Source organism: Streptomyces zagrosensis, from assembly GCF_014203645.1.
Lineage (GTDB): Bacteria > Actinomycetota > Actinomycetes > Streptomycetales > Streptomycetaceae > Streptomyces > Streptomyces zagrosensis.
Genome location: NZ_JACHJL010000019.1, coordinates 53,061 through 76,763, shown reverse-complemented (window position 1 = coordinate 76,763; position 23,703 = coordinate 53,061). Strand labels below are relative to the sequence as shown.

The following is a 23,703-nucleotide window of genomic DNA, read 5'->3' as shown; positions in this document are numbered from 1 at the left end:
ACGGACCACCGTCTCAGTCGGCCCTGGATTAGCGCTTTGTCGTGTGGTCGCTCGGCTCGTTCACCGGCCGGGAGCTGCTGACGTCGCCCGGAGCCGCCTGAATGGTGCGGTGCCCACCGGCCTGGTCGGCGGTGTCTTCGGGGTTCGCCGGCTCAGCGGGGGCGGGCTGCTTGCCCTCCGACTTCATCGCCTTCGCCTCGCTCTTGAGGATGCGCGCGGACTTTCCAAGCGAACGCGCCATGTCCGGAAGCTTCTTCGCACCAAACAGCAGGATGACGACGACGAGAATAAGAATGATCTCGGGAGCGCCGATCTTTCCACCGAACATAAGATTTACCTTCTCACCGAGGCGGCTGGGGGTGGCTGTCCGACCGGACGGACGTCGGGAGTCCGGCAGCCGTGCTGGCAGCGATCGTAACGCGGCGGGGTAAACGAGTGGCAATCCCCGAGCGTCTTCCCGATTGCGTCCCCGAGCCTCGATACCAGGGCCGCGCCCCTCAGCGTACCGCTCGTGTGTTCCCGGGAGGAGAGCGCCTGAGCTGCACCGTTGTCATGCGCCCTGGCCACGGGCCGTCATCGCCTGCGCAGTCCGTCCACCTGAGCGGCCAGCGGACCGGTGGCCCGCTCCAGGTCCTGGGACGCCCGTGCGATCCGCTCCGAGCTCTCCCCCACCTGCCGCGCCAGCCGCCGGACCTCCCGATATACGCGCGCAGCGAGGATGGCGAGAACGGCGAGACCACAAAAGGCGAGAGCGATAGCAAGCATCGGCCAGAGCATGGAAGGCAACCTACCGGTCACCGCTCAAAGCCCGGCAACCGCCCGCCCGCAGGCGCAGGCCCCTACCGCAGGCAGGCGCAGACAGACGCAGGCAGGCAGGCACAGGCAGGCACAGACGTACGCAGGCAGACGCAGGCAGGCGTTCACATCCTGGAGTGCAGCCTTAGCGTGCTGACCCCGCCGTTGATCAGCAACTCCACGATGCGCTCGCCGGCCGGCTTGCGTACCGCTTCGCCGCAGTCCGGGCAGGTGAAGGAGTAGAACGTGGTACGACTCGTGCCGCCCACCACCAGCCGCAGGGCTTCCGCTGCCAACTCGAAGCTGCCCCGACATCGCGGGCACGCGGCCTTGAACATCACCGGTGTGGTCCGCTGCGTCGTCCGCGCCGTCATCTGTGCCGTCATCTGCGCCCCTCCACTCGCCATACGTCCACTCCACCGCACGCGAACCGGCCGTGCACCCACTTCGCACGCTTCCGCCTCAACCGGCAACCAGTCGGTCACCAGGCCGCCACGATCCGCACACGCCTGGTCACACTCGTTCCGCGCGGCGCCCATCCGATCACGCGGCAAGCCCGGTGCGCATCCACCGCGTTCCGCTTGGGCCCGTACGCCCAAAAAGTCCGTCCCCCGACCTGGGAAGCGGCACACTGCGCGGCGAGATGTTCACTCGCCGTAGGCGGCCAGTGCCCGACGCGCCGCGTCCTGGGCGCTGTCGGCCAACTCGCGCGGCGCCACGATCCGGCCGTCCCTGCCGAGCCGTAGCGCGAGCCGACGCAGCGAGCCGGGGTCGGGGGTACGCAGCGTGATCCGCAGGCCGCCATCGGGCTGTTCCTCGGCGCTGTCGTGCGGGTAATACTCGGCGACCCAGCGCCCGCCCGGCGCCACCTCGATCACCACCTTCGGGTCTTCGGCCGCGGGCTGCACCAACCCCTCGGACAGGTCCCGCAGTTCGATGGGCGGCGGATCGGACGGCTCGTCCAAAAGCTTGATCTCGGCAACCCGGTCAAGGCGGAAGGTGCGCCGCGCCTCCGAGAGGCGGCACCAGGCCTCGACATATGTGTGGCCAACGGCGAACAGCCGGATCGGATCGACCTCGCGCTCGGTCAGTTCGTCTCGGGCCGGCGAGTAGTAGCGCAACCACAGGCGCCGACGCTCGGCGATGGCCCGGTCCACATCGGCGAAGACCCCGCCCTCGGACTCGAAGGTGACCGAGAGCCGAGAGCTGGCGCCGGCCGCCTCCCCCGCTGCCGCCTCCAGCTTCGCGGTGGCCCGCAGCAGCGCCTGCCGATCCCCCTCCCGCAGCCCCGGCAAGGTCGCCACGGCCCGGGCGGCCACCAGGAGCGCGGTGGCCTCGTCGGCCGCGAGCCGCAGGGGCTCGGTCCCGGCACTGTCCGGGTTGTGCCACCAGATCCGGTCACCATCGGTGTCTATGTCCAGCAGATCACCACCCCGGAAGCTGGTACCGCACATCGGCAGTACGTCGAGGTCGGCGATCAGTTCGTCCTCGGTGATGCCAAAGGCGCGGGCCACGTCGCTGACGCGGGCACCGGGGCGCTCCCGTAGATACGTCACCAAAGACAGCATTCGCCGGGTTTGGTCGATGGCATTGCTAGCCATGAAACATCCGTCCGTCCCTCTTAGCCCTTGGCCACGGCGCGCAGCCGGTCCACCACGTCTGCCCGCAGCTCGGCGGGTTCCAGGACCACCACATCGGGCCCGAACTCCACCAGCCAGGCATCCAGCCCATGTCCGTACGGAATCTCCAGCTCATCCCAGTCGCCCGGCTCCCCAGCGGCGCTCTCGCCCGCGCCCGCGGCGCTTTCTGAGTCCACGGAGCCCACGGTGTCCGCTGCGTCCACCGCGTCTACGGCCTCCACGGCCGCTACGCCGCCGCTCACCGGTCGGATGCTGATCGCCTTTGCGCGGAGCGGATAGCCGTGCCCGGTACGGAGCCTGATGCGGGCGGTGCCGGTGGCGGTCTCGCCCGCCCAGCTCTCCACCGTCTCGCGGACCGTCACATGATCGGGGACCTCGGCGGTGAAGGCCCCGGCCTTGGAACGGACCCGGTCGGTGATCCGGGAGAGCCGGAAGACCCGCTCGGCGGCCCGGTCGCGGTCCCAACCGGCCAGGTACCAGTGGCCGCGCCAGCACTCCAAGGTCCACGGTTCCACATTGCGCCGCTCGGGGCGCGCGGCGTTGGACCTGCGGTAGTCGAAGGTGACCGGGCGGCGGTCGCGGCAGGCGAGCATCAGCGGCTCGAACGCCGCCTCGTGTGCCGGGATGCGCGGCTCCAGGGCGCTGTACGGCTGAAGTTCGTACGGCTCGTCGGCGAGCGGCATCCCGGCCGCCCGCAGCTTTTGCAGCGCACCGCTGGCCGCACCGGCGAGCCGGGCGTGCTGCCACACCTTGGCGGCGAGCCCAAGCGCCGCCGCCTCCTCCGCGTCGAGCGTGATGGGAGGCAGCCGGTTGCTGTCGCGGCGGGCCAAATAACCCGGCTCCCCGTCGATCCCGTCAACCGTCTCGATGACCAGGCCCAGCTCGCGCAGGTCGTCCTTGTCCCGCTCGAACATCCGGTTTACAGCCTCGTCAGTACCGGACGCATCGGCCTCCAAGTACGCCTCGATGGACGACCTCAACTCCCGCTTTGTGAGCGGGCGCCGGGTCGCGAGGAGACACAAGGCCAGATTCATCAACCGCTCGGCCTTGGCAATGGCCATCGACGCCTCTTCTCGAAGGACAGCTCCTACGACGGTGACCGTACCGTTCCCCGGAGTGCGGGCAAAAGCCGAGGGCCCGCACCCGGGCAGTGCACCCGGGTACGGGCCCTCATGCGGTCGTCCACAGCGACCAGGTCGGCCCATGCCAACCTCGTCGCGGACCGGGGCGGCGCAGTGCCGCGCACCGGTCAGATCAGACGGCGACCAGGTCGCAGACGAAGATCAGGGTCTCGCCGGGCGCGATGGCGCCAGCGCCGGCGCCATTGTCGCCATAGGCGAGGTGCGCGGGGATGATGAGCTGGCGACGGCCGCCCACCTTCATGCCCTGCACGCCCTGGTCCCATCCCGCGATGACTCGGCCGGCGCCGAGCTGGAAGGCCAGCGGCGTGCCGCGGTTCCAGCTCGCGTCGAACTCCTCGCCGGTGCTGAAGGCCACCCCTACGTAGTGGACCTGGACGGTGTCCCCGGCCTTGGCTACCGGGCCGTCGCCCTCCCAGATGTCCTTGATCTCCAGGTCGACCGGCGGCTCGCCGCCCGGGAAGTCGATCTCAGGCTTGTCGATGGTCACGCAAAACTCCTTGCTGACGTTGTGGGCAACCGGGACAGTCTTACAGAGCCGCCAGGATGTCCACGGAGAAGACCAGCGTGGAGTTCGCCGGGATGTCGCCCTTCTTCTCCTTGCCGTAGCCCATGTCCGGGGGGACCACGACCAGCACCCGGCTCCCGACCTTCTTTCCCGCCAGCCCCTTCGACCAGCCGGGGACGACCTCCTGCAAGGAGAACTGGGCCGGCTCGTTGCGGGAGTAGCTGGAGTCGAACTCCTTGCCGGTTTCCCACAGCACGCCCTTGTACTGGACCAGGACGGTGTCCGACTCCTTGAGTTCGGCGCCGTCGCCTTCCAGGACGTAGTTCGAGACGAGCTTCGTGGGCGCCTTGGCCTTCGGCACCTCGATGGACGGGGCCTTGCCGTCCGTCTTGGCTCCGACGACCGGCACGGCCTTGTCGGTCTGCTTGACCTCTTTGCCCTGTGCCGCGCTCTTGCCGTTGAAGCTGCCGATAACGTCCACGACGAACACCAGGGTCTCGCCGCCCTTGATGGACCCGTCGGGGGTGCCTTTCTCGCCATACCCAAGCTTGGACGGAATGCCGAGCTGAATCCGGCTGTTCACCTTCTTACCCACCAGGCCCTGGTCCCAGCCCGGGATGACCTTGCCGACCCCGATCGGGAAGACCACGGGCTTGCCCTGGTCGTAGGAGTTGTCGAACACCTTGCCGGAATCCCACTTCTGGCCGAGGTAGCTCACCTGGAGGAGGTCGCCCTTGGCCACGGTCACGCCACGGCCCGCGACGACCGTCTTGACCGCAAGATCGGGAGAGGGCTTGCCTGGACCCTTGGCCATGGTCGGTTTCTGGCCGAACTCCTTGCCCTTGGTGATCTCGGGCAGCGGACCCGTCACGACCTTCCCGGTCGGCTGCGCCGTGGGAGACTTCGACGTATCGGCCTTGTCGGCCTTGTCCTTGTTGTTGTCGTCGTCGCCGCAGCCCGCGAGCGTGAGCAGGCCGGCGGGCACGGCGAGGAGTACGGAGCGTCGGCGCACGGAATTCCTCGTTCAGTCGAACTGGCTGTGGGCAATGGGCGCCACTCTACGACGTGCGAAGGGCCCCGCACGAGGAACGTGACGGAGCCCTTCAGGGTGCCCGTAGTCAGTACGACGCCAGCGTGAGGCTCACATTCCGGCGATCAGCTTCTCCACTCGGTCGTCCACCGACCGGAACGGGTCCTTGCACAGCACGGTGCGCTGCGCCTGGTCATTGAGCTTGAGATGCACCCAATCGACGGTGAAGTCGCGACGCTGTTCCTGGGCCCGGCGGATGAAGTCGCCGCGCAGCCGCGCACGAGTGGTCTGCGGTGGCACCGACTTGCCTTCAAAGATCTTCAAGTCGTTGCAGATCCGGGCCGCTTGCCCCCTGCGTTCCAGGAGGTAGTAGAGACCCCTACGGCGGTGGATGTCGTGGTAGGCGAGGTCTATCTGAGCGACTCGCGGATGCGACATGGTGATGTTGTTCTTCGCTCGGTACCGCTCGATGAGCTGATATTTCATCACCCAATCGATTTCGGTCGCGATGCTGTCAAGGTCCTCGGTGCGCACCGCTTCCAGCGTGCGGCCCCACAGTTCCAGTACGCGCTCGACGGTGCCGGTCCTGATGCCCCGCCGCTCGCAGAAATCGACGGCCTTCTCGTAGTACTCCTGTTGGACTTCGAGAGCGGAAGCCTCCCGTCCGCTGGCGAGGCGCACCTTGCGCTGGCCGGTGATGTCGTGACTGACCTCGCGGATGGCCCGAATGGGGTTCTCCAGGGTCAGGTCGCGCATGACCGTGCCTGCCTCGATCATGCGCAGCACGAGGTCGGTCGCGCCGACCTTGAGCAGCATGGTCGTCTCGGACATGTTGGAGTCGCCGACGATGACATGCAGCCTGCGGTAGCGCTCCGCGTCGGCGTGCGGCTCGTCCCTGGTGTTGATGATCGGGCGCGAGCGAGTGGTGGCGGAGCTGACTCCCTCCCAGATGTGCTCGGCGCGCTGACTGACGCAGTACACCGCCCCACGCGGGGTTTGTAGCACCTTGCCAGCGCCGCACAGCATTTGGCGCGTGACGAGGAAGGGAATGAGAATGTCGGCTAGCCGGGAGAACTCCCCGTGGCGGGCCACGAGATAATTTTCGTGGCACCCATAGGAGTTTCCTGCCGAATCGGTGTTGTTCTTGAACAAATAGACGTCGCCTGCGATTCCCTCCTCGTGCAGGCGGCGTTCCGCGTCAACCAGCAAGCCTTCAAGGATGCGCTCACCAGCTTTATCGTGGGTGACCAGCTCGGTCACGTCGTCGCACTCGGGAGTTGCATATTCCGGGTGCGAGCCCACGTCAAGGTAGAGGCGGGCGCCGTTACGCAGAAAGACGTTGCTGCTGCGGCCCCAAGAAACGACACGGCGGAAGAGGTATCGCGCCACTTCGTCAGGTGACAGTCGGCGCTGTCCCCTGAACGTGCACGTGACGCCGTACTCGTTCTCCAGCCCGAAAATGCGGCGGTCCATGACTGAACATTACGCCTGATGACCCGCTCTGAAACCGGGTTCGTCGGCACCGTTTCGATCATTTTCCGCCCCCGCGTCACCAACCGTTGGGGTGTCGGCCCGTACGACATCACCAGCCAGGACGCCCCGGCAGCCGATCAACACCAGCAGCGCCGCAAGGCCGGCGGCGCCCGGGACGGCGAACCCGGCCACCACGCCACCCACTTCCACGGCGGGGCCGGCCGCGGCCGTACCGACCGCCGCGCCGACGCCGAACGTGGTCACCAGCCAGGAGAACGCCTCGGTGACGGTGCCACGCGGCGCGTGCCGGTCCACGACCACGAAGGCGCAGGCGAGGGCCGGGGCCAAGAAGACGCCGGCGACCCCGGCCAGCACGGTCATCGCAACGACGCCAGGCACGATCGCCAGCGGCAGATAGCCGAGCGCCAGCGCCGCGACCAGCAGCCGCAGCCGCCGCTCTGGCACCCCTGGCCAGGTCCGCGCGCCGTAGCAGACGCCGCCGACCAGCGCACCGACGCCGAGCGCGGAGAGCAGATAGCTGGAGACCATGCCGCCGCCGTACTCATCGGCGTACGCCACGGACGCCACGGCGATCGCACCAAGGGCAAGGCCCACGAAGAAGAAGGAGCCGATCAGTACGAGCATCCCGGGTGAGCGCAGCGCCCCGAGCCAGTGCGCCTCGCGCGGCGCGGACCGCCAGGCACGGGACGGCTGGGAGACCACCACGGACAGTGCGCCCAGCACTCCGATCGCGTTGATGACCAACAGCGCCGCCGCTTCCGACCACGCGGCGACCAGCAGCGTGACCATCAGCGGCCCGATCGAGAACATCACCTCCTGCGCCACGGCATCCAGCGCGTAGGCGGTGTGCACCTGGTCGGGACGCCGCAGCACCTGCGGCCACAGCGCCCGCAAGCCGCCTTCCAGGGGTGGTGTGCAGATGCCGGCGATCACCATGGCCGCGTACGCCGCGGGCAGTGGATCGAGGCCGACGACGGCGAAGAGCACCATGCCAAGGCCGGAGGCCACGGCGGCGGGGAACATCACCCGCGGCTGCCCGTAGAGGTCCACGGCCCTGCCGAGCAACGGTTGGCCGATGGCGGTACCGATGCCGTAAACAGCGGACAGCGCCCCCGCCAGGGCGTAGCTGCCGCCCTGCGAACGGGTGAACAGCACGATGGCGAGCGCCGCCGTTGCGTTCGGCAGCCGGCCGATGAGCGTCCCGGTGAGCAACCGCGCCGCGTGCCTGGTCCGCAGCAGTTCGGCATAGCCCGTGGCCATCGCCCCACTCCCTCCATCGACGTCGCGTGGCATCGCCCAGCCGTCAAGTGTTACGTATAACGTTGCGCCGTCATACGTACCATGGCCGCTGCTACCCGGTCTACTCAGTTGCTGGTGCGCCAGGGGCCTGTGCGCTTGCGGACGGGCCGGCTGCGGGTGCTTCCGCCGCTGCGGCGCGCAAGCGCTGGCGGCGATCGCCCATGGCTGGTCGGCCGCGAGCCGCCGGCCGCCGGTAGCACTTTGGAAACGGTCGCCAGCGACGGCCCCACGCACCGAGGCCGCGGAGGTGGCCAGGCGCCGGCGCTCGACGCTCGGCGGCGAACGAGGGGCGAAACGAGGAACGTGACAGTGGTGATAGACACGGCGGGCCCAGGGCCCGAGCGCGCCCCGAGGCGCCCCGCACACCAGAGCGCTGCCCCGCGAGCCGCGGCAGCGGCTACCGCCCCTGCGGCTGACACCTCCCCCGCGGCGGACGTCGCCCGTGCGGCGGATGCCGCCTCTGTCGCGGATGCCGCCTCTACGGCGGGTGCCTCCTCTGCGGCGAGTGCCTCCTCTGCGGCGGATGAGCCGGCCGGTGGTCATGCGGCGCTCCCGACCCCGCCCACTCCCCCTACCCGCCCCACCAGTCGGGACGTGGCGCGCGCTGCGGGCGTCTCACAGGCCACCGTGTCACTGGTACTGGGCGACAAGTGGCGGGGCCGCGTATCGCCTCGTACAGCGGACGCGGTGCGCGAAGCCGCACGGGAACTCGGCTACCGGCCGAACCTCGCCGCGCGCACCCTACGGCTCGGGCACACCAGGACCGCCCTGCTGGTGGTGCCCGCGCTCAGCAGCGAGTTCTTCGCCCGGGTCTACGCCGGAGCCGCGGAAGTCGCCGCCGCGCACGGCGTCGGTGTGGTGCTCTACCCCTCCCCGGACGGCATCGGCCAGGCACGCGACCCGTTCGGCTCGGCGCAGGCCGCGCTCGACGGGGTCATCGCCTCATCGATGGCGGCCGACGCACTGACCGCTCTGCGCGGTGACGGGCTGCCGCTGGTGATGCTCGACAGTGACCCGGAGCGGACCGAAGGCGCCGCGACCGTGAACGTCAACATCGCGGAGGGCATGCGACGGCTGACGGGGCACCTGCTCGCTTTGGGGCACCGCCGGTTCGCACATGTCGCCGCCGCCGTAGATTCCTGGACGTTCCAGGTACGCGCCGCCGCCATCGCCGCGGCCCTGAGCGGCACCGCGGGCACGTCCGTACAGACCGAGTCCGCCGCGCTGTCCGTCGCCGGCGGCCTGCGGGCCGCCGAACGGGCGCTCGCCCGGCCCGGCCCTCTGCCCACGGTGCTGATCTGTGACGACGATGTCCTGGCCGCGGGCGCGTGCAAGGCGGTGCGGCGATGGGGACTGCGGGTCCCGCAAGACGTCTCGGTGACCGGCTTTGACGATTTGTCGCTGGCAACGGCGGTCGAACCGGAACTGACGACCGTACGGCTACCCGCCGAGGACGTGGGGGCGGCGGGGATGCGCGCGCTGATCGCGATCCTGGACGGCGACGCGGCCGATGTCACCACGCTGCCGGTCGAACTGGTCACCCGCGCCTCAACCGCCCCACCCCCCACCGACCCACCGCAGGCGATCTAACGGCCCCGCTTTGCGCCGGCCACTCCCCCGGCGGCGCGGCGCGGCGGCGCGGCACGGCGCGGCATGACCCGACACGACACGACACCCCGGCCAGCGACCAAGTCGCGTGCCGGGGTGAGGCGTTGCGCGTGCGAGGAGTCATCCACGCCGCGGTGGGGCGGGGTACTGCTACTTCTTCTTGCTCCCAGCTGACGCGTCCGGGTCGTCCTTGGGGCCGTCCTTCGGCTCGTCCTTGGCCGCCGCGGCCTTCGTCTTCCCGGCCGGCTTCGCGGGCGCGGTCTGCGTCTCGTCCGCGTCGCCGGAGGCGTCATCAGACGCGTCACCAGACGCATCGCCAGATGCGCCGCCCGACGCATCCGCCTCCTCGTCCGTGACGGTCTCTGTTGTCGCGTCTCCCTCCAGCAACCGGGTGAGCTGGCTGCCGAGAATCCGCTTGAACTTCCGCTGCTGGGGTCGGGTGCGGTCGAGCACCGCGACCTCCAACTGCTCGGCGGTCAGGCTCCGCTCACCGCCGTTGTTGTCGCGGGACAGCGACTCCACGGCAAGCTTCAGCGCCTCACCGAGCGTCATTCCGTCTCGGTGCCGCTGATCGAGGTAGGTGCCGATCTGATCGGAATTGCCCCCGACCGCGACCGAGCCGTGTTCGTCCACGATCGAACCGTCGTGCGGGAGCCGGTAGATCTGATCGTCTTCGGGGCCCGCCCCGACCTCGGCGACGATCAGTTCGACCTCGTACGGCTTCTCGGCGTTGCTGGAGAAGATGGTGCCCAGGGTCTGCGCGTAAACGTTCGCGAGGCCACGGGCGGTCACATCCTCCCGGTGGTACGTGTATCCGCGGAGATCGGCATAGCGGACACCGCCGATGCGCAGGTTCTCGAACTCGTTGTACTTGCCGACCGCCGCGAAGGCGATCCGGTCGTAGATCTCGCTGACCTTGTGGAGCGCTCGGGACGGGTTTTCGGCGACGAAGACGATGCCGTCGGTGTACTGGAGCACGACGACGCTGCGACCCCGCGCGATGCCCTTGCGGGCGTACTCGGCGCGGTCGGCCATGGCCTGCTGGGGTGAGACATAGAACGGCGTCGACACCGGCTATCCGTCCCTTTCTGTCAGTGGCGAGTGCATTGACGGGCCTTCCCTGCCTCGTCAGAGGATGGCGGCCCGAGGACCGTCCGGCTGCTCAAGTCGCCGCTCGTGGACGGCCCGCACAATTTCGGACATCTCAGGCTCGGTCAGACGTCGAACGCCCTCGTCCGTAATAACGGTGACGATCGGGTAGATCCGCCGGGCGAGGTCCGGTCCGCCGGTGGCGGAGTCGTCGTCGGCCGCATCGTAGAGCGCCTGCACCACGGCGGTGGCGGCCTGATCTTCCGCCAGGTCCTCGCGGTAGAGCTTCTTCAGCGAGCTCCGGGCGAAAACCGAGCCCGAGCCGGTGGCCGCGAAGCCGTACTCCTCCGATCGCCCGCCGGTGACGTCGTACGAGAAGATGCGCCCCTTCTCGCGGTCAACATCCCAACCCGTGAACAGCGGCACCACGGCCAGGCCCTGCATCGCCATGCCGAGGTTGCCGCGGATCATCGTGGAGAGCCGGTTGGCCTTGCCCTCCAGGGAAAGCTGGGCACCTTCCACCTTCTCGAAGTGCTCAAGCTCCAACTGGAAGAGCTTGACCATCTCCACGGCGAGGCCCGCCGTGCCCGCGATGCCGACCGCTGAATGCTCGTCGGCCGGGAAGACCTTCTCAATGTCGCGCTGCGCGATGACGTTACCCATGGTGGCCCGCCGATCACCGGCGAGAATCACGCCGCCGGGGAACGTCGCCGCCACGATGGTGGTGCCGTGCGGCGCCTCGATGGCACCGCGCACCTGAGGCAGCGGCCGGTTACCCGGGAGCAGCGCCGGCGCGTGGTCACCGAGGAAGTCCATGAACGAGGCGGACCCGGGCGTCAGGAAGGCAGCAGGTAGACGCCCGGTGATACGAGTGTTGGCTTCCACAAGTTTCCTTCCAGATATGCGATGGCCTGGCGGCTTATCGCCAGGCCATCGCTCAACGTTCCCTTGGCCGAATCGCGGTTGAAGCACCGTGTGCCCGGGACCCTACCCGTCCCATGACGTTGACCCACATGCGCGGTGGAACCGATCTGATAGATCGCCGGGGAGCCCTGTCGGGTCATCACCGCCGCAGCCCGCCATGCGGGCACGCGCCTCTCCCGCGGAGAGTCGATCATGTCCGTCGGTCCTACTGGCCACCCTTTTGCACGAATGACCGGACGAAGTCCTCGGCGTTCTCCTCCAGGACGTCATCGATTTCGTCCAGCACGGAGTCCACGTCATCGGAGAGCTTGTCCTGCCGCTCCTTCAGGTCCTCGGAGCCCTGCGCGTCCTGGGTCTGTTCTTCGACCTCCTCCTTGGAACGCGTAGCCCGCTGCTGTCCACCGTCGGTGTCCTTGGTCGCCATATCCCTCACCCCGCTCGGTTCGACGTACAAGATCAGACCCTACAAGCCGGGCCCGACATCGGGCCCGCACTTGTCTACAACGTTCGAAAACCACCTCGATGATTCCCTGATCTCTCATCTCTCAGACGCGTTCAGCCGCCAGACAGCAAACGGACCAGGTCCTCGGCCGTACGACAGCGGTCAAGGAGCTCCTTGACATGGTTGCGGGTGCCCCGCAGCGGCTCCAGCGTGGGCACCCGTTGCAGGGAGTCACGGCCCGGCAGATCGAAGATCACCGAGTCCCAGGACGCCGCCGCCACGTGATCCGCGTACTGCTCCAGGCAGCGACCGCGGAAGTACGCCCTGGTGTCCTCCGGCGGCTTGTTCTCGGCCCGCTCCACCTCGCCCTCCTCCAGGAGCCGGGACATCTTGCCCCGGGCCACCAGACGGTTGTAGAGGCCCTTGTCGGGGCGCACGTCCGCGTACTGGAGGTCCACCAGGTGCAGCCGCGCTGCGTCCCACTCCAGGCCGTCACGGCGCCGGTAGCCCTCAAGCAGTTCCCGCTTGGCAACCCAATCCAGCTCGCCCGACAGGCTCATCGGATCGCGCTCCAGCCGGTTGAGCACGTCTTCCCAGCGCGCGAGGACGTCCTTGGTCTGCTCGTCCGCGTCGGCGCCGTAGCGGTCCTCCACGTACTTGCGGGCCAGCTCGTAATACTCCATCTGGAGCTGGACCGCGGTCAGCGTACGACCGCTGCGCAAGGTGATCAAACGGCGCAGCGTGGGGTCGTGTGAGACCTGGTGCAAGGTACGCACCGGCTGGTCAATGGCCAGGTCAACGGCGATGAAGCCGTCTTCGATCATGGACAGCACCAGCGCCGTGGTACCGAGCTTGAGGTAGGTCGAGATCTCGGAGAGGTTGGCATCCCCGATGATCACGTGCAGTCTGCGGTACTTCTCCGCGTCCGAATGCGGCTCATCCCGGGTGTTGATGATCGGCCGCTTGAGGGTCGTTTCCAGGCCCACCTCGACCTCGAAGTAGTCGGCACGCTGGCTGAGCTGAAAGCCGTGGTCGTGGCCGTCCTGCCCGATGCCCACGCGGCCCGCACCCGTGAACACCTGCCGGGAGACGAAGAAGGGGGTGAGGTGTCGAACGATGTCCGAAAACGGCGTCGCCCGCTTCATCAGGTAGTTCTCATGGGTGCCATAGGAGGCGCCCTTATTGTCGGTGTTGTTCTTGTACAGGTGAATCGGCTGCGCTCCGGGCACCTGTGCTGCGCGCTCGGCGGCCTCGGCCATGATGCGCTCACCGGCCTTGTCCCACAGCACGGCGTCCCTGGGATTGGTGACCTCGGGCGAGCTGTACTCCGGGTGCGCATGGTCCACGTACAGCCGCGCGCCGTTGGTGAGAATGACGTTGGCCAGCCCGATGTCCTCGTCCGTGAGCTGGCTGGAGTCCGCCGACTCGCGGGCGAGGTCAAAGCCACGGGCGTCCCGCAGCGGGTTCTCCTCCTCGAAGTCCCAGCGGGCGCGACGCGCCCGGTGCATCGCCGCCGCGTAGGCGTTGACGACCTGGGATGAGGTGAGCATGGCATTGGCGTTCGGGTGACCAGGGACGGAAATTCCGTACTCCGTCTCAATTCCCATTACTCGCCGTACGGTCATGCGGCCCTCCTTGCCCGGCGGCGCCCACCGGTGAGGTCGGCGCTCAAGTACCGCTGCGCATCCGATGCGTGTGCGGTCCCCGATCCTCCACATCGCGGCGCTGCGGTACCGACGAGCCTAGAACGACTGAGCGGCGGTGGGGAGATCATTACAGTCATTGCTCCCGTCGTTCTCCGGCCGCGCCAGCCGGAGAAAAAGCGTCCGGCTGCGGAATGCCCCCAGGCGTCCCCGCGAGAGGCGAGGACAGGACATCCGCAGCCGGAGCGCGGTACTACAGGTACTGACCGGTGTTCGCCACCGTGTCGATGGATCGACCGGTGTCCGCCCCCTGCTTTCCGGTGACGAGCGTGCGGATGAAGACGATCCGCTCGCCCTTCTTGCCGGAGATTCGGGCCCAGTCGTCCGGGTTGGTGGTGTTCGGCAGGTCCTCGTTCTCCTTGAACTCATCCACGCAAGCGGCGAGCAGATGAGAGACCCGAAGACCCTTTTGTTTGTGGTCGAGGAAAGCCTTGATGGCCATCTTCTTGGCCCGGTCCACGATGTTTTGAATCATCGCGCCGGAGTTGAAGTCCTTGAAGTACAGAACTTCCTTGTCACCGTTGGCGTAGGTGACTTCCAGGAAGCGGTTCTCTTCGGACTCCGCGTACATCTGCTCGACGACCGATTGGATCATGGCGCCGACGGCTGCCTGCCGGGACCCGCCATGCTCGGCGAGGTCATCGGTGTGCACCGGCAGTGTCGGCGTGAGGTACTTCGCGAAGATGTCCTTGGCGGCCTCCGCGTCCGGACGCTCGATCTTGATTTTCACGTCGAGGCGGCCCGGGCGCAGGATCGCCGGGTCGATCATGTCCTCGCGGTTGGAGGCGCCGATGACGATGACGTTCTCCAGGCCCTCCACACCGTCGATCTCCGATAGAAGCTGGGGAACGATGGTGTTTTCCACGTCCGAGCTAACGCCCGAGCCGCGGGTGCGGAAGAGGGAATCCATCTCGTCGAAGAAAACGATGACCGGAGTGCCGTCGCTCGCCTTCTCCCTGGCCCGCTGGAAGACCAACCGAATGTGCCGCTCGGTCTCACCAACGTACTTGTTGAGCAGCTCCGGACCCTTGATATTGAGGAAGAAGCTCTTACCCGCCGGCTTGCCGGTCACCTCAGCGACCTTCTTGGCAAGGGAGTTGGCCACCGCCTTGGCGATCAGCGTCTTGCCACAGCCGGGCGGACCGTACAACAGCACGCCCTTGGGCGGCCGGAGTTCGTGCTCCTTGAAGAGGTCGGGGTGGAGATACGGGAGCTCGACTGCGTCCCTGATCAGCTCGATCTGGTTGCCCAGGCCGCCGATCTTGGTGTAGTCGATGTCGGGAACCTCTTCGAGAACGAGCTCCTCGACCTCGCTCTTAGGAATGACCTCGTAGACATAGCCGGAACGCGGATCAAGCAGCAGGGCGTCACCGGGTCGGACTACCACGTCTAGCAACGGCTCGGCGAGCCGTACCACACGCTCCTCGTCGGTGTGCCCAACCACCAGGGCGCGCTCGCCATCCTCAAGGATTTCCTTGAGAGTGACGATGTCCCCGGCTCGCTCGAACTCCATGGCCTCGACCACGTTGAGCGCCTCATTCAGCATGACCTCTTGGCCACGCCTGAGCTCATCGAGCTCGACGCCGGGGCTGACATTCACCCGAAGCTTTCTGCCTCCGGTGAAGATGTCCGCCGTGCCGTCCTCGTTCGACTGCAGATAAACCCCAAAGCCTGCCGGTGGCTGCGCGAGCCGATCGACTTCTTCCTTGAGGGCCACGATCTGGTCGCGGGCCTCGCGGAGGGTGCTAGCAAGTCGTTCGTTCTGCGCGGACACACCTGCAAGGTTGGTCTGCAGCTCGACGATCCGCTCTTCGAGAATCCTCGTGTGCCGCGGAGAGTCGGCGAGCTTGCGTCGCAGGACGGCGATTTCCTGCTCTAGATAGGCAACCTGGCCGGCTGGGTCCTCAGACCCCCGCCCCGGCCGGATGCCGCGGTTGATGTCGTCGTCGTGGGCTGCCACGGTCCTCACCTCCTCCAAGGGGAGCTGGACGCTTCCAGACCCTACCTGGGCCGGTGCAGGTTGAAACCCCTAGATCACAAACCGTTCGGGGTGTGTCCGATCTTCACCCTTGCGCACGTCCTCACGTTAGTGGGATACCCACCCAACAACATCGGAAAGCGGGCGGTTGTATGGTCGAGAGGGTCAACACCCGTCAGGGCTGGCTTCATTTGGTACACCCGCGCAGGAACGGCAGGGGAAATGACCGCGCAGAACGAGGTCTCCGGCAACGAAACGACGGCCGTCGCATCCGAGTCCCTTGAGGTGTGGATCGACCAGGACCTGTGCACCGGCGACGGCATTTGTGCGCAATACGCGCCCGACATCTTCGAGCTCGACATCGACGGCCTGGCGTACGTCAAGGCGCCTGCTCCAGCGGGTGAGGAGGCCGAACTGCTCGCCGAGCCCGGGGCGACGGTCCCGGTGCCGCTGCCGCTGCTCGCCGACGTCAGGGACTCGGCGAAGGAATGCCCCGGCGACTGCATCCATGTGCGGCGCGTGGCCGATCAGGTCGAGGTGTACGGCCCGGACGCGGCCTAAGCCACTCGTGGGCCAGCCAGTGGGTCGCGACGCCGACAGCGCAGGTCAGGGCCTTGCTCAACACTGTGATCAAGTCCTGACAGCGGCGCGGACCAGCCCTCAACGGCGACCGCGCCGCCCCTCGCGCCCTACCCTGGCAATCTCTCCCGACTGCTGCGCACGATGCGTATCCCCACCCACCGCGCTGCGTCTGCGCTCCCCGGTGCTCGGGCCGGCTGCCCGGCGCCGGGCTCGTCGGGGGACATGTCGGGGGACGCGGGGCGGCGCGTTGGACGGGCCGGCGTGAGGAGGCTCACGCGCCGCGCGGTACTCATGTGCGGCCCGGCACCGGCATCGCTTTCAAGACGAACTTGCCCCGCTGCCAGCGCCAGTTGACCTTCCGTTGAAGATCCGGGCAGCAGCGTGGGACCTCCAGCGAGGAATAGCCGACCAAAGTGGCTGACACGGTAGCGCCACGCAGCGTGAAGTCCTGCACGCTCATGCCCTCACTCGGCTTGAGGAACGTGCTCATCACGCGCGGCTTCGCACCGTGCTTGCCCGCTGGGTTGCCGGCGGGAGCTATCACGAAGATGCCGCTGGGCGGCGTGCCGGTCCCCGAGTGACAGCGCACCACGGCCACCGTCTCGGGCCGTCCGTCACCATTGAGGTCACCCGAGACATGCCGTACGACATCCACCGGCGCCTGCCCGCACTCCACCGGATAGGCGACAGCACGCGCGTCCGGGGCGGGCACCTGACGGGCAGGTGGGGCCGCTTTGGTCTCAGGGGTCGCCGTGGCATCCGATGGTTGAAGCGCCACCGCACCCGCGACGACGGCTCCAAGCGCAAGGATGGTGGCGATCCAGTGCACCCTTCGGGTGCGGGTGTGAGGAAGGCCCGGTCCGGCGTCCTGATCAGGCGCATCGCTGGGCGAAGAGGTGGACGCAGAGCCTGCCGAGGGCTGCACGCGGATAACTCCTGTGAGAGTCGTGGCGTCGGGGGTGGCCAGCATCGTGCCACATGTCACACCCGGCGGGAACAGCCGGGTGGGGGATAGATCACTTCGCACAACGACGCGGCGCCGCCGACGGTTCCCTTGGCGGAAGTCGTCGGCGGCGCCGGGTGGTTCGGTGATGCACGTGGTGCGGCGTACATGCTGAGGTGCGCGTTGCGCAGGCTGGGCGGAATGCCTGTGGCGCCCGCGAGCGTCCCCAGACGCGTGGCGTGATGGTGGAGGGTCAGACGTCCGTGGCGGGAGGCTCGGTGCCTTCGCCGCCGGACTCGTCCGCCTTGCCGCTTTGCGCGCTCGCCTGCTCACGGTTAGCGCTCGCGTAGTCCTCGCCGTACGCCCCCTTGGCCGGGCGGCGGCGGCGCAGCGGCGGCTCGACGCCATCTGCTAGGCGGCGGGAGGTGAGCAAAAAGCCGGTATGCCCGATCATGCGGTGGTCCGGGCGGACTGCCAAACCCTCCACGTGCCAGGTGCGGACCATGGTCTCCCAGGCGGAGGGCTCGTTGAACGTTCCGTGTTCCCTGATCGCCTCGACGGTGCGCGCGAGCTGGGTGGTGGTGGCGACGTAGGCGCACAGGATGCCGCCGGGCACCAGCGCCTTGGAGACGGCATCCAGGCACTCCCACGGGGCCAGCATGTCGAGGATGACCCGGTCAACGTCGGTGTCCGACAGATTGTCCTGAAGGTCGCCTACGGTCAGCTGCCAGGCCGGGTGCGGTCCACCGAAGTAGCGCTCGACGTTTTGGGTGGCGATCTCGGCGAAGTCGGCACGGCGCTCGTAGGAGTGCAGCATGCCCTGGTCGCCGATGGCACGCAGCACGAAGCTGCTCAGCGAGCCGGAGCCCACCCCCGCCTCGACGACCCGGGCGCCGGGGAAGATATCGGCCATGGCCAGGATCTGCCCCGCGTCCTTGGGGTAGACCACGGCGGCTCCGCGCGGCATGGACAGGACATAGTCGGGGAGCAGGGGGCGCAGCGCGAGGTAGGCGACGTTCCCGGTGGTACGGACAACACTGCCCTCGGGAGCACCAATCAGCTCGTCGTGCGGGAAGGCACCCTTGTGGGTGTGGAAGCTCTTCCCGGCTTCGAGCGTGAAGGTGTAGTGGCGTCCCTTGGGGTCGGTGAGCTGGACCTGGTCCCCGACCTGGAAGGGCCCACGACGGCGGGCGGCACCGGTCGGTTCGGACATGTGACCAGCCTACCGGTCCACCGCCACGCCGCAGACCAGTCCTGGCACGGGCCAGAGCTGGGCCAACCGAGCCCGGGACCAGCCAAGGCGCGAGGGTGCGCAGCCATCCGGTTGCCCCGCGGCGGGCCCGCCGTCGTACGCGGCATGCGGCTTCCGTCCTCGTACGCGCGTCGAACGCCGGGCCGAACGCGGGACCGAACGCGGCCGTACGACGGCGGCGCGGGGCCTGCCGTAGGGACAGCCCGCGGCCGGGGCACGGCCGGAGCGCGGCCGGGCCGCCTATAGAGCGGCTGGACCACCTCTTCAAAAAGGCCGGGCCATCGCGGCCACGAAGGCGCGCTCCACGTCGGATGTGGACAGCACCCCGTAGATCTCCCCCGTCTCCTCGACCACCAGGTACTCGGTGGCCGGGGTCGCGCGCAGGGTGTCGAGGAGTTGTTCACCGGTCAGCTCGGCGGAGACCCGCATGCCTGCCTTGATGTCTTGCGCGAGCCCGCTGACCGCAACCCAGGGGCGGCGGTGTTCGGGGATGCCGACGATGGCGGCTTCGCGGACGACGGCGGTGGGGTCGCCGTGGCTGTTGACGACGACCAAGGCCCGAGCGCCCGCCTCATTGGCTCGGCGCAGCGCCTCGGAGAGCGGGGTGTCGGCAGCAACCGGGACGGCGCGCCGGGTGAGCGTGCGGGCGCGCAGGTCGGGCAGCCGTTCGCGGAGCCGGGCCATGCGCAGGCTGTTGCCGGCGCCGGTCCAGATGATGGCGGCGAGGATGGCGGCGAGCAGTGCGTCGGTGAGCGAGTCAACGCTGCCGAAACCGTCGGACTCACCGAACCCCCCGGTCTGGGTGAGGAGCGGCAGCCCGATCAAAACGGCGACGGCGAGCGCGCGCCCGGTCCATGCGGCGGCGACGGTTCCGGTCATCGGCTTGCCGCTGATCTTCCACACCACGGCGCGCAGCATCCGTCCGCCGTCCAACGGCAGCCCGGGGAGCAGATTGAAGGCGGCGACGATGAGGTTGGAGATCATCAATCCGGCGAACAGCACGCCGGGCACCGTGCCGGACTCCACGGTGAGCATCCCGAGGTAGAAGAGCCCCGCGAGCACCAGCGAGAGCAACGGGCCGACGAAGGCGAGCACGAACTCCCGGCCTGGGGTCTCGGACTCCTTCTCGATCTCCGATACGCCCCCGAAGAACTGCAACTGGATGCGGCGTACCGGCAGTTTGAAGCGGAGCGCGGCAACCGTATGGGCCAGCTCGTGCACGAGCACCGAGGCGTAGAAGGCGATGGCGAAGAAGAGCGAAACCAGATAGCGCGCGTTGCCGAGTTCCGGCAGCACACGGTCGAGCTGGGCGCCGAACACCCAGGTGATCAGGGCGGCCACCAGGAACCAGCTCGGTGCGACATAGACCGGAACGCCGAAGGGCCGGCCCATCAAAAAGCCCCCGCCGACCTCCTTGGGCCGATCCGGTTTACGGTCCTCGGGCCCGGTCGGGCGGTCCGGCCCCCCGCTGCCGGACTGCCGCTGCCCGCTGTTGTCCACGGTGTCCTCTCGTCTGTATGTCCCTCACGCCGCCTGGCGCGGTCTCACGATCATGCAGCGTGAGGTGGTCTGCCGTCGATGGTATGCGTCTGCCTGGGCTTCGCTCGGCCTCGGCTCCCTCTTTACCCTCCCGAAGGCAAGGCCTCGGGCTTTTCGACCGTCCTGCAGGCCCTTGGGAGCACCGCAGGTACGACGCATGCCCGTGGTGCGTGTGGCGATACCGCGGTCCGGCGGGCGTCCGATTGCCGTGCATGTCAGTGCGGGGTCGTAAGGTCTTGCGCTATGGGAACCACTGAGAAAGCAGGTCCGGCGGCGCCCTCGTCACCCCAGCCGACGACGGCATCGTCCCGACCCGCACCGGCCTCGGCCCAGCCGGCAACGGCACCATCCCGGCCGGCAACGGCACCGTCCCGGCCGGCGCGGTCATCGCGATCGTCGCTGTCGCCGTCGCGCGCTGCCGACTTCATGCGGTGCCCCCTGCTCTACCGTTTTCGTGTGATCGACAAGCTTCCGGAGAAGCCGAGCGCGGCAGCGACCCGGGGCACGGTGGTGCACGCGGTGCTTGAGCGGCTGTTCGACACCCCGGCGCCGGACCGTACGGCCCCCCGGGCGCGGGCCATGGTGCCCGGTGAGTGGGAGCGGCTGCTCGCGGCCAAGCCGGAGTTGGCCGAGTTGTTCGCGGCGGAGGACGGCGCTCAGGACCCGGAGCGGTTGGCGGGGTGGCTGCGCGAGGCGGAGCAGTTGGTCGAGCGGTGGTTCACGCTGGAGGACCCGATGCGGCTTGAGCCTGCCGAGCGCGAGCTGTATGTCGAGACGGCCCTGGAGTCGGGGCTGACCCTGCGCGGCTATATCGACCGGGTGGACATCGCGCCGACCGGCGAGGTGCGGGTCGTCGATTACAAGACGGGCAAGGCCCCGGCTCCGCAGTTTCGGGGGGACGCCCTGTTCCAGATGAAGTTTTACGCGCTGGTGCTGTGGCGGCTGCGCGGGATCGTCCCCAAGCGGCTCCAGCTCGTCTACCTGGGCAGCGGTGACGTGCTCACCTACGACCCGCAGGCGGCAGAGCTTGAGGCCGTGGAGCGCAAGCTGCTGGCGCTGTGGGAGGCGATCCGGGAGGCGACCGAGACGGGGAACTGGCGACCGCGCCAGACGAAGCTGTGTGGCTGGTGCGACCACCAGGCGCTGTGCCCGGAATTTGGCGGCACTCCCCCGCCGTACCCACTGAAGGTCATCCCGGCGCAGTCCAGCCCAGCCAGTCAAGGCAGAATGGACCAGGTCTAACGAAGGAGAACCCGTGGCGATCCGCGTCCTGCTCGTCGATGACCAGCCGCTGCTGCGCACCGGCTTCCGGATGATCCTGGAGGCCGAGCAGGATCTTGCGGTCGTCGGTGAGGCCGGGGACGGGCTACAGGCTCTCGACCAGGTCAGGGCCCTACAGCCGGACGTGGTGCTGATGGACATCCGCATGCCGCGGATGGACGGCGTGGAGGCGACCCGGCAGATCACAGGCCCCGGCCGGGATGGTCCGGCGAAGGTGCTGGTGCTGACCACCTTCGACCTCGACGAGTACGTGGTGGAGGCGCTGCGCGCCGGGGCCAGCGGCTTTCTGCTGAAGGACGCGCCCGCTAACGAGTTGGTGCAGGCGATCCGGGTGGTTGCCGCGGGCGAGGCCATGTTGGCCCCCAGCGTGACCCGGCGCCTGTTGGACAAGTACGCCGGGCATCTGCCGTCCGGCGAGGAGCAGGTGCCCGACACGCTGCACACGCTGACCGACCGCGAGGTGGAGGTCCTCAAGCTGGTGGCCAGGGGCCTGTCGAACGCGGAGATCGCCGCCGACTTGTTCGTCAGCGAGACGACGGTCAAGACGCACGTCGGGCATGTGCTCACCAAGCTGGGGCTGCGGGACCGAGTACAAGCCGCGGTGTACGCGTACGAGAGCGGCCTGGTCCGGCCCGGCGCGCAGTAGCTAGCAGGGCGCCGACGTCCACTTTCGTCAGGTGGGGGCGCCGGTGTCCGAATCCGCAGGCCTACGCGCGGCGGCTAGGTAGGGCGGCGGGCTTCTGCGTGGCCGTTGGCCTCCGCTCGTATGCGCGCCGCCCTCGTCTTGCCGCTATCAGTCGTCCGACTTGCCGATCTCCCAAAAGCGGAAGACGGTGGACGCGTCCAGGGACCACTGGAGCCCGGAGACGCTGTCGCGGGCCACCGCGTACTGCTTTCCCTGCCACAGCGGGATGACCGGTAGGTCCTTCGCGACCTTCTGCTGGATGCGCTCGAAGTCATCGACCGTGGCGGCCCTGTTGACCTTGCCCGCGGTGCGCGGGAGCAGCTTCGAGGTGATGTCGCCGGCGTCGTAGTGGTTGGCCAGCACGTTGTCCGGGCCGAAGAAGGGCGCAATGAAGTTGTCCGGGTCCGGGTAGTCGGGGACCCAGCCCTTCACGTAGACGCTGTAGTCGCCGTTGTTGATGCCCTTTTCGTACGCATCGAACTCGGCGCTCTGCACGTTGGCCTCGAACAGGCCGCTCTCGTTGAGCTGCTTGGCGATCAGGCGCAGCGCGGGGCCGGTGCCGGGCCCATAACGGATCGGGGTCGCCCACAAGGTGAGCTTGACCTTGTCGGTGATGCCGTCAGCCCGCAGGGCCGCCTTGGCCTTGGTTTTGGCCTGCTGTGGGTCATCGCCGTACATGTCGTAGTACGGCGTCTTATGCGTGGTGATGCCTGCCGGAACGATGGAGTACAGCGGCTGAACAGTGCGCTGGTAGACGTCGCGCGCCAGTGCGCTGCGGTCGATGAGGTAGGCCATGGCCTTGCGTACACCCAGCTTTCGCACCACCGGGTCATGCATGTTGAAGACCAGATGTTGAACCTCGGACCCGGTGCCCTCGACCACCTGGAGGGCCGCGTCGTCGCCGGTCTGGGCCGATATCGCGGCGACGGCCGGGGACTCAAGACCGCGGTACGCGAGGTCGATGTCGCCCTTGCGTACGGCGGCGGCCAGCGCGGGCTGGTCGCCATGGAAGAACTTCATGGTCAGGCCGGAGTTCTGCGCGTCGGCTGGGCCCTTGTACGTCCCGTTGACCGCGAACTTCGCTTCCTTCTTGTCGAAGGAGTCCAAGCTGTAGACGCCGGAGCCGACTGCCTTGTTGTCGGTGCGCAGCTTGTCTTTTGGGTATTCGCGATGGTCCACGATGGAACCGGCGCCCGAGGCGATCTTTTGCGGGAAGGTGGCGTCCGACGTCTTGAGTCGGAAGGTAACGGTCCGTTCGTCCGGCGTATCGATCTTGTCGATCGAGGAGAGCATGACGGCGGGGCCGTCCGCGTCATCGATGGCCAGCGTGCGCTCGAAGGAGAACTTGACGTCCTCGGAGGTGAGGTCATGGCCGTTGGTGAACTTCAGCCCGCTCTGGAGCGTGCAGGCAAAGACCTTGCTCTCGCTGTCCTTGAAGCCACAGGTCTTGGCCGCCTCCGGCTGCGGCGTGCTGCTGCCCTTGGGGAAGCTGAGCAGCGACTGGAAGACGTTGTTGAACAGCAGCCAGGAGCCAGGGTCGTAGCCAGCGGCCGGGTCGGTGGACAGCACCTGGTCCGACATCCCCATGACTATCCGCTTGCCCGTGCCCGCCGACGCCCCGTCGCCTGAACCACACCCCGCCAGCACAGCAGCGACGAGCCCGACACCAAGCGGGGTCGCCAGCCACTGGTCACGTTTCCTCACGCGCGCCTACCTCACATTGCTTCGGAAAATTCCCCCTGGAACCGGTGACTCCGCTGGCACCGGCCTGA

At 68.1% G+C, this 23,703-nt stretch carries 22 protein-coding genes and 2 pseudogenes; 4 read left to right on the top strand and 20 right to left on the bottom strand.

Annotation, left to right across the window (positions count from 1 at the left end; translation table 11 throughout):
- Nucleotides 1-28: 28 nt before the first annotated feature.
- The 10 genes and pseudogenes from tatA to FHS42_RS28370 form a co-directional block, all read right to left on the bottom strand.
- Nucleotides 29-328: a Sec-independent protein translocase subunit TatA gene (gene tatA / locus FHS42_RS28410; RefSeq protein WP_184577021.1), complete on the bottom strand. Its 300-nt coding sequence runs from the start codon at nucleotides 326-328 to the stop codon at nucleotides 29-31.
- A gap of 245 nt (nucleotides 329-573) precedes the next feature.
- Nucleotides 574-777 carry a hypothetical protein gene (locus FHS42_RS28405; RefSeq protein ID WP_184577018.1) on the bottom strand — a complete coding sequence of 68 codons (204 nt, stop codon included), beginning with the start codon at nucleotides 775-777 and terminating at the stop codon, nucleotides 574-576.
- A 143-nt stretch (nucleotides 778-920) separates the two neighbouring features.
- On the bottom strand, nucleotides 921-1,181 hold the full coding sequence (locus tag FHS42_RS28400) for a hypothetical protein (protein WP_184577014.1): 261 nt from the start codon (nucleotides 1,179-1,181) through the stop codon (nucleotides 921-923).
- Nucleotides 1,182-1,442: 261 nt separating this feature from the next.
- The gene (locus tag FHS42_RS28395; protein ID WP_184577011.1) at nucleotides 1,443-2,396 is read right to left on the bottom strand and encodes a helix-turn-helix transcriptional regulator; all 954 of its coding nucleotides are present in this window, start codon (nucleotides 2,394-2,396) and stop codon (nucleotides 1,443-1,445) included.
- A gap of 20 nt (nucleotides 2,397-2,416) precedes the next feature.
- Nucleotides 2,417-2,566 (bottom strand): annotated as a pseudogene (locus FHS42_RS39430) (WCX domain-containing protein); the annotation flags it as partial.
- Between the two features lie 114 nt (nucleotides 2,567-2,680).
- A pseudogene (locus FHS42_RS39425) lies at nucleotides 2,681-3,496 on the bottom strand (helix-turn-helix transcriptional regulator); the annotation flags it as partial.
- A gap of 193 nt (nucleotides 3,497-3,689) precedes the next feature.
- Entirely contained in the window at nucleotides 3,690-4,064 is a 375-nt protein-coding gene (locus tag FHS42_RS28385; protein WP_184577005.1) for an FKBP-type peptidyl-prolyl cis-trans isomerase, read from the bottom strand.
- A gap of 40 nt (nucleotides 4,065-4,104) precedes the next feature.
- Nucleotides 4,105-5,094: an FKBP-type peptidyl-prolyl cis-trans isomerase gene (locus tag FHS42_RS28380; RefSeq protein ID WP_184577003.1), complete on the bottom strand. Its 990-nt coding sequence runs from the start codon at nucleotides 5,092-5,094 to the stop codon at nucleotides 4,105-4,107.
- A 129-nt stretch (nucleotides 5,095-5,223) separates the two neighbouring features.
- Complete coding sequence (gene pafA, locus FHS42_RS28375; RefSeq protein ID WP_184577000.1) at nucleotides 5,224-6,585, bottom strand: Pup--protein ligase; 1,362 nt, start codon at nucleotides 6,583-6,585, stop codon at nucleotides 5,224-5,226.
- Nucleotides 6,586-6,594: 9 nt separating this feature from the next.
- Nucleotides 6,595-7,866, bottom strand: a complete 1,272-nt coding sequence (locus FHS42_RS28370) for an MFS transporter (RefSeq protein WP_184576997.1) — start codon at nucleotides 7,864-7,866, stop codon at nucleotides 6,595-6,597.
- 633 nt (nucleotides 7,867-8,499) lie between these two features.
- On the opposite strand from FHS42_RS28370, the gene FHS42_RS37590 reads away from it, so the two are divergent.
- On the top strand, nucleotides 8,500-9,495 hold the full coding sequence (locus tag FHS42_RS37590; RefSeq protein WP_312867078.1) for a LacI family DNA-binding transcriptional regulator: 996 nt from the start codon (nucleotides 8,500-8,502) through the stop codon (nucleotides 9,493-9,495).
- 168 nt (nucleotides 9,496-9,663) lie between these two features.
- On the opposite strand, the gene prcA is transcribed toward FHS42_RS37590, so the two are convergent.
- The 5 genes from prcA to arc form a co-directional block, all read right to left on the bottom strand.
- The gene (gene prcA, locus FHS42_RS28360; protein ID WP_312867072.1) at nucleotides 9,664-10,584 is read right to left on the bottom strand and encodes a proteasome subunit alpha; all 921 of its coding nucleotides are present in this window, start codon (nucleotides 10,582-10,584) and stop codon (nucleotides 9,664-9,666) included.
- Nucleotides 10,585-10,641: 57 nt separating this feature from the next.
- The gene (gene prcB / locus FHS42_RS28355) at nucleotides 10,642-11,487 is read right to left on the bottom strand and encodes a proteasome subunit beta (protein WP_184576991.1); all 846 of its coding nucleotides are present in this window, start codon (nucleotides 11,485-11,487) and stop codon (nucleotides 10,642-10,644) included.
- 244 nt (nucleotides 11,488-11,731) lie between these two features.
- Nucleotides 11,732-11,950, bottom strand: coding sequence for a ubiquitin-like protein Pup (locus FHS42_RS28350; RefSeq protein WP_184576988.1), 219 nt, complete (start codon nucleotides 11,948-11,950; stop codon nucleotides 11,732-11,734).
- A gap of 131 nt (nucleotides 11,951-12,081) precedes the next feature.
- Nucleotides 12,082-13,593 carry a depupylase/deamidase Dop gene (gene dop / locus FHS42_RS28345; protein ID WP_376772731.1) on the bottom strand — a complete coding sequence of 504 codons (1,512 nt, stop codon included), beginning with the start codon at nucleotides 13,591-13,593 and terminating at the stop codon, nucleotides 12,082-12,084.
- A gap of 271 nt (nucleotides 13,594-13,864) precedes the next feature.
- The gene (gene arc / locus FHS42_RS28340; RefSeq protein WP_184576985.1) at nucleotides 13,865-15,631 is read right to left on the bottom strand and encodes a proteasome ATPase; all 1,767 of its coding nucleotides are present in this window, start codon (nucleotides 15,629-15,631) and stop codon (nucleotides 13,865-13,867) included.
- A 240-nt stretch (nucleotides 15,632-15,871) separates the two neighbouring features.
- On the opposite strand from arc, the gene FHS42_RS28335 reads away from it, so the two are divergent.
- Complete coding sequence (locus FHS42_RS28335; RefSeq protein ID WP_184576981.1) at nucleotides 15,872-16,210, top strand: ferredoxin; 339 nt, start codon at nucleotides 15,872-15,874, stop codon at nucleotides 16,208-16,210.
- A gap of 310 nt (nucleotides 16,211-16,520) precedes the next feature.
- Here the strand turns inward: FHS42_RS28335 and FHS42_RS28330 are convergent, their stop codons facing one another.
- From FHS42_RS28330 to FHS42_RS37585, 4 genes are all read right to left on the bottom strand, one after another.
- The gene (locus FHS42_RS28330; protein WP_312867071.1) at nucleotides 16,521-17,156 is read right to left on the bottom strand and encodes a hypothetical protein; all 636 of its coding nucleotides are present in this window, start codon (nucleotides 17,154-17,156) and stop codon (nucleotides 16,521-16,523) included.
- Nucleotides 17,157-17,427: 271 nt separating this feature from the next.
- Nucleotides 17,428-18,387 (bottom strand): tRNA (adenine-N1)-methyltransferase, encoded by a 960-nt coding sequence (locus FHS42_RS28325; protein ID WP_184576978.1) that lies wholly within the window; start codon nucleotides 18,385-18,387, stop codon nucleotides 17,428-17,430.
- A 303-nt stretch (nucleotides 18,388-18,690) separates the two neighbouring features.
- Nucleotides 18,691-19,926, bottom strand: a complete 1,236-nt coding sequence (locus tag FHS42_RS28320) for a site-2 protease family protein (protein WP_184576975.1) — start codon at nucleotides 19,924-19,926, stop codon at nucleotides 18,691-18,693.
- A 254-nt stretch (nucleotides 19,927-20,180) separates the two neighbouring features.
- The gene (locus tag FHS42_RS37585; RefSeq protein WP_246495523.1) at nucleotides 20,181-20,393 is read right to left on the bottom strand and encodes a hypothetical protein; all 213 of its coding nucleotides are present in this window, start codon (nucleotides 20,391-20,393) and stop codon (nucleotides 20,181-20,183) included.
- Here FHS42_RS37585 and FHS42_RS28315 point away from each other — a divergent pair.
- On the top strand, nucleotides 20,392-21,207 hold the full coding sequence (locus FHS42_RS28315; RefSeq protein WP_246495521.1) for a RecB family exonuclease: 816 nt from the start codon (nucleotides 20,392-20,394) through the stop codon (nucleotides 21,205-21,207). The two genes, FHS42_RS37585 and FHS42_RS28315, sit on opposite strands and share 2 nt — an antisense overlap.
- 13 nt (nucleotides 21,208-21,220) lie before the next feature.
- The gene (locus tag FHS42_RS28310) at nucleotides 21,221-21,892 is read left to right on the top strand and encodes a response regulator (protein ID WP_184576969.1); all 672 of its coding nucleotides are present in this window, start codon (nucleotides 21,221-21,223) and stop codon (nucleotides 21,890-21,892) included.
- A gap of 147 nt (nucleotides 21,893-22,039) precedes the next feature.
- On the opposite strand, the gene FHS42_RS28305 is transcribed toward FHS42_RS28310, so the two are convergent.
- The gene (locus FHS42_RS28305) at nucleotides 22,040-23,635 is read right to left on the bottom strand and encodes an ABC transporter substrate-binding protein (RefSeq protein ID WP_184576966.1); all 1,596 of its coding nucleotides are present in this window, start codon (nucleotides 23,633-23,635) and stop codon (nucleotides 22,040-22,042) included.
- Nucleotides 23,636-23,703: the final 68 nt, after the last annotated feature.

Excerpts from the sequence above, each read along its gene's own strand:
- dop (WP_376772731.1), bottom strand. The coding sequence starts at position 13,593 with ATGACCGTACGGCGAGTAATGGGAATTGAGACGGAGTACGGAATTTCC.
- FHS42_RS28395 (WP_184577011.1), bottom strand. The coding sequence starts at position 2,396 with ATGGCTAGCAATGCCATCGACCAAACCCGGCGAATGCTGTCTTTGGTG.
- pafA (WP_184577000.1), bottom strand. The coding sequence starts at position 6,585 with ATGGACCGCCGCATTTTCGGGCTGGAGAACGAGTACGGCGTCACGTGC.
- FHS42_RS28335 (WP_184576981.1), top strand. The coding sequence starts at position 15,872 with ATGACCGCGCAGAACGAGGTCTCCGGCAACGAAACGACGGCCGTCGCA.
- FHS42_RS28350 (WP_184576988.1), bottom strand. The coding sequence starts at position 11,950 with ATGGCGACCAAGGACACCGACGGTGGACAGCAGCGGGCTACGCGTTCC.
- FHS42_RS37585 (WP_246495523.1), bottom strand. The coding sequence starts at position 20,393 with ATGAAGTCGGCAGCGCGCGACGGCGACAGCGACGATCGCGATGACCGC.
- FHS42_RS28405 (WP_184577018.1), bottom strand. The coding sequence starts at position 777 with ATGCTCTGGCCGATGCTTGCTATCGCTCTCGCCTTTTGTGGTCTCGCC.
- FHS42_RS28370 (WP_184576997.1), bottom strand. The coding sequence starts at position 7,866 with ATGGCCACGGGCTATGCCGAACTGCTGCGGACCAGGCACGCGGCGCGG.
- tatA (WP_184577021.1), bottom strand. The coding sequence starts at position 328 with ATGTTCGGTGGAAAGATCGGCGCTCCCGAGATCATTCTTATTCTCGTC.
- FHS42_RS28325 (WP_184576978.1), bottom strand. The coding sequence starts at position 18,387 with ATGTCCGAACCGACCGGTGCCGCCCGCCGTCGTGGGCCCTTCCAGGTC.
- FHS42_RS28315 (WP_246495521.1), top strand. The coding sequence starts at position 20,392 with ATGCGGTGCCCCCTGCTCTACCGTTTTCGTGTGATCGACAAGCTTCCG.
- FHS42_RS28400 (WP_184577014.1), bottom strand. The coding sequence starts at position 1,181 with ATGACGGCACAGATGACGGCGCGGACGACGCAGCGGACCACACCGGTG.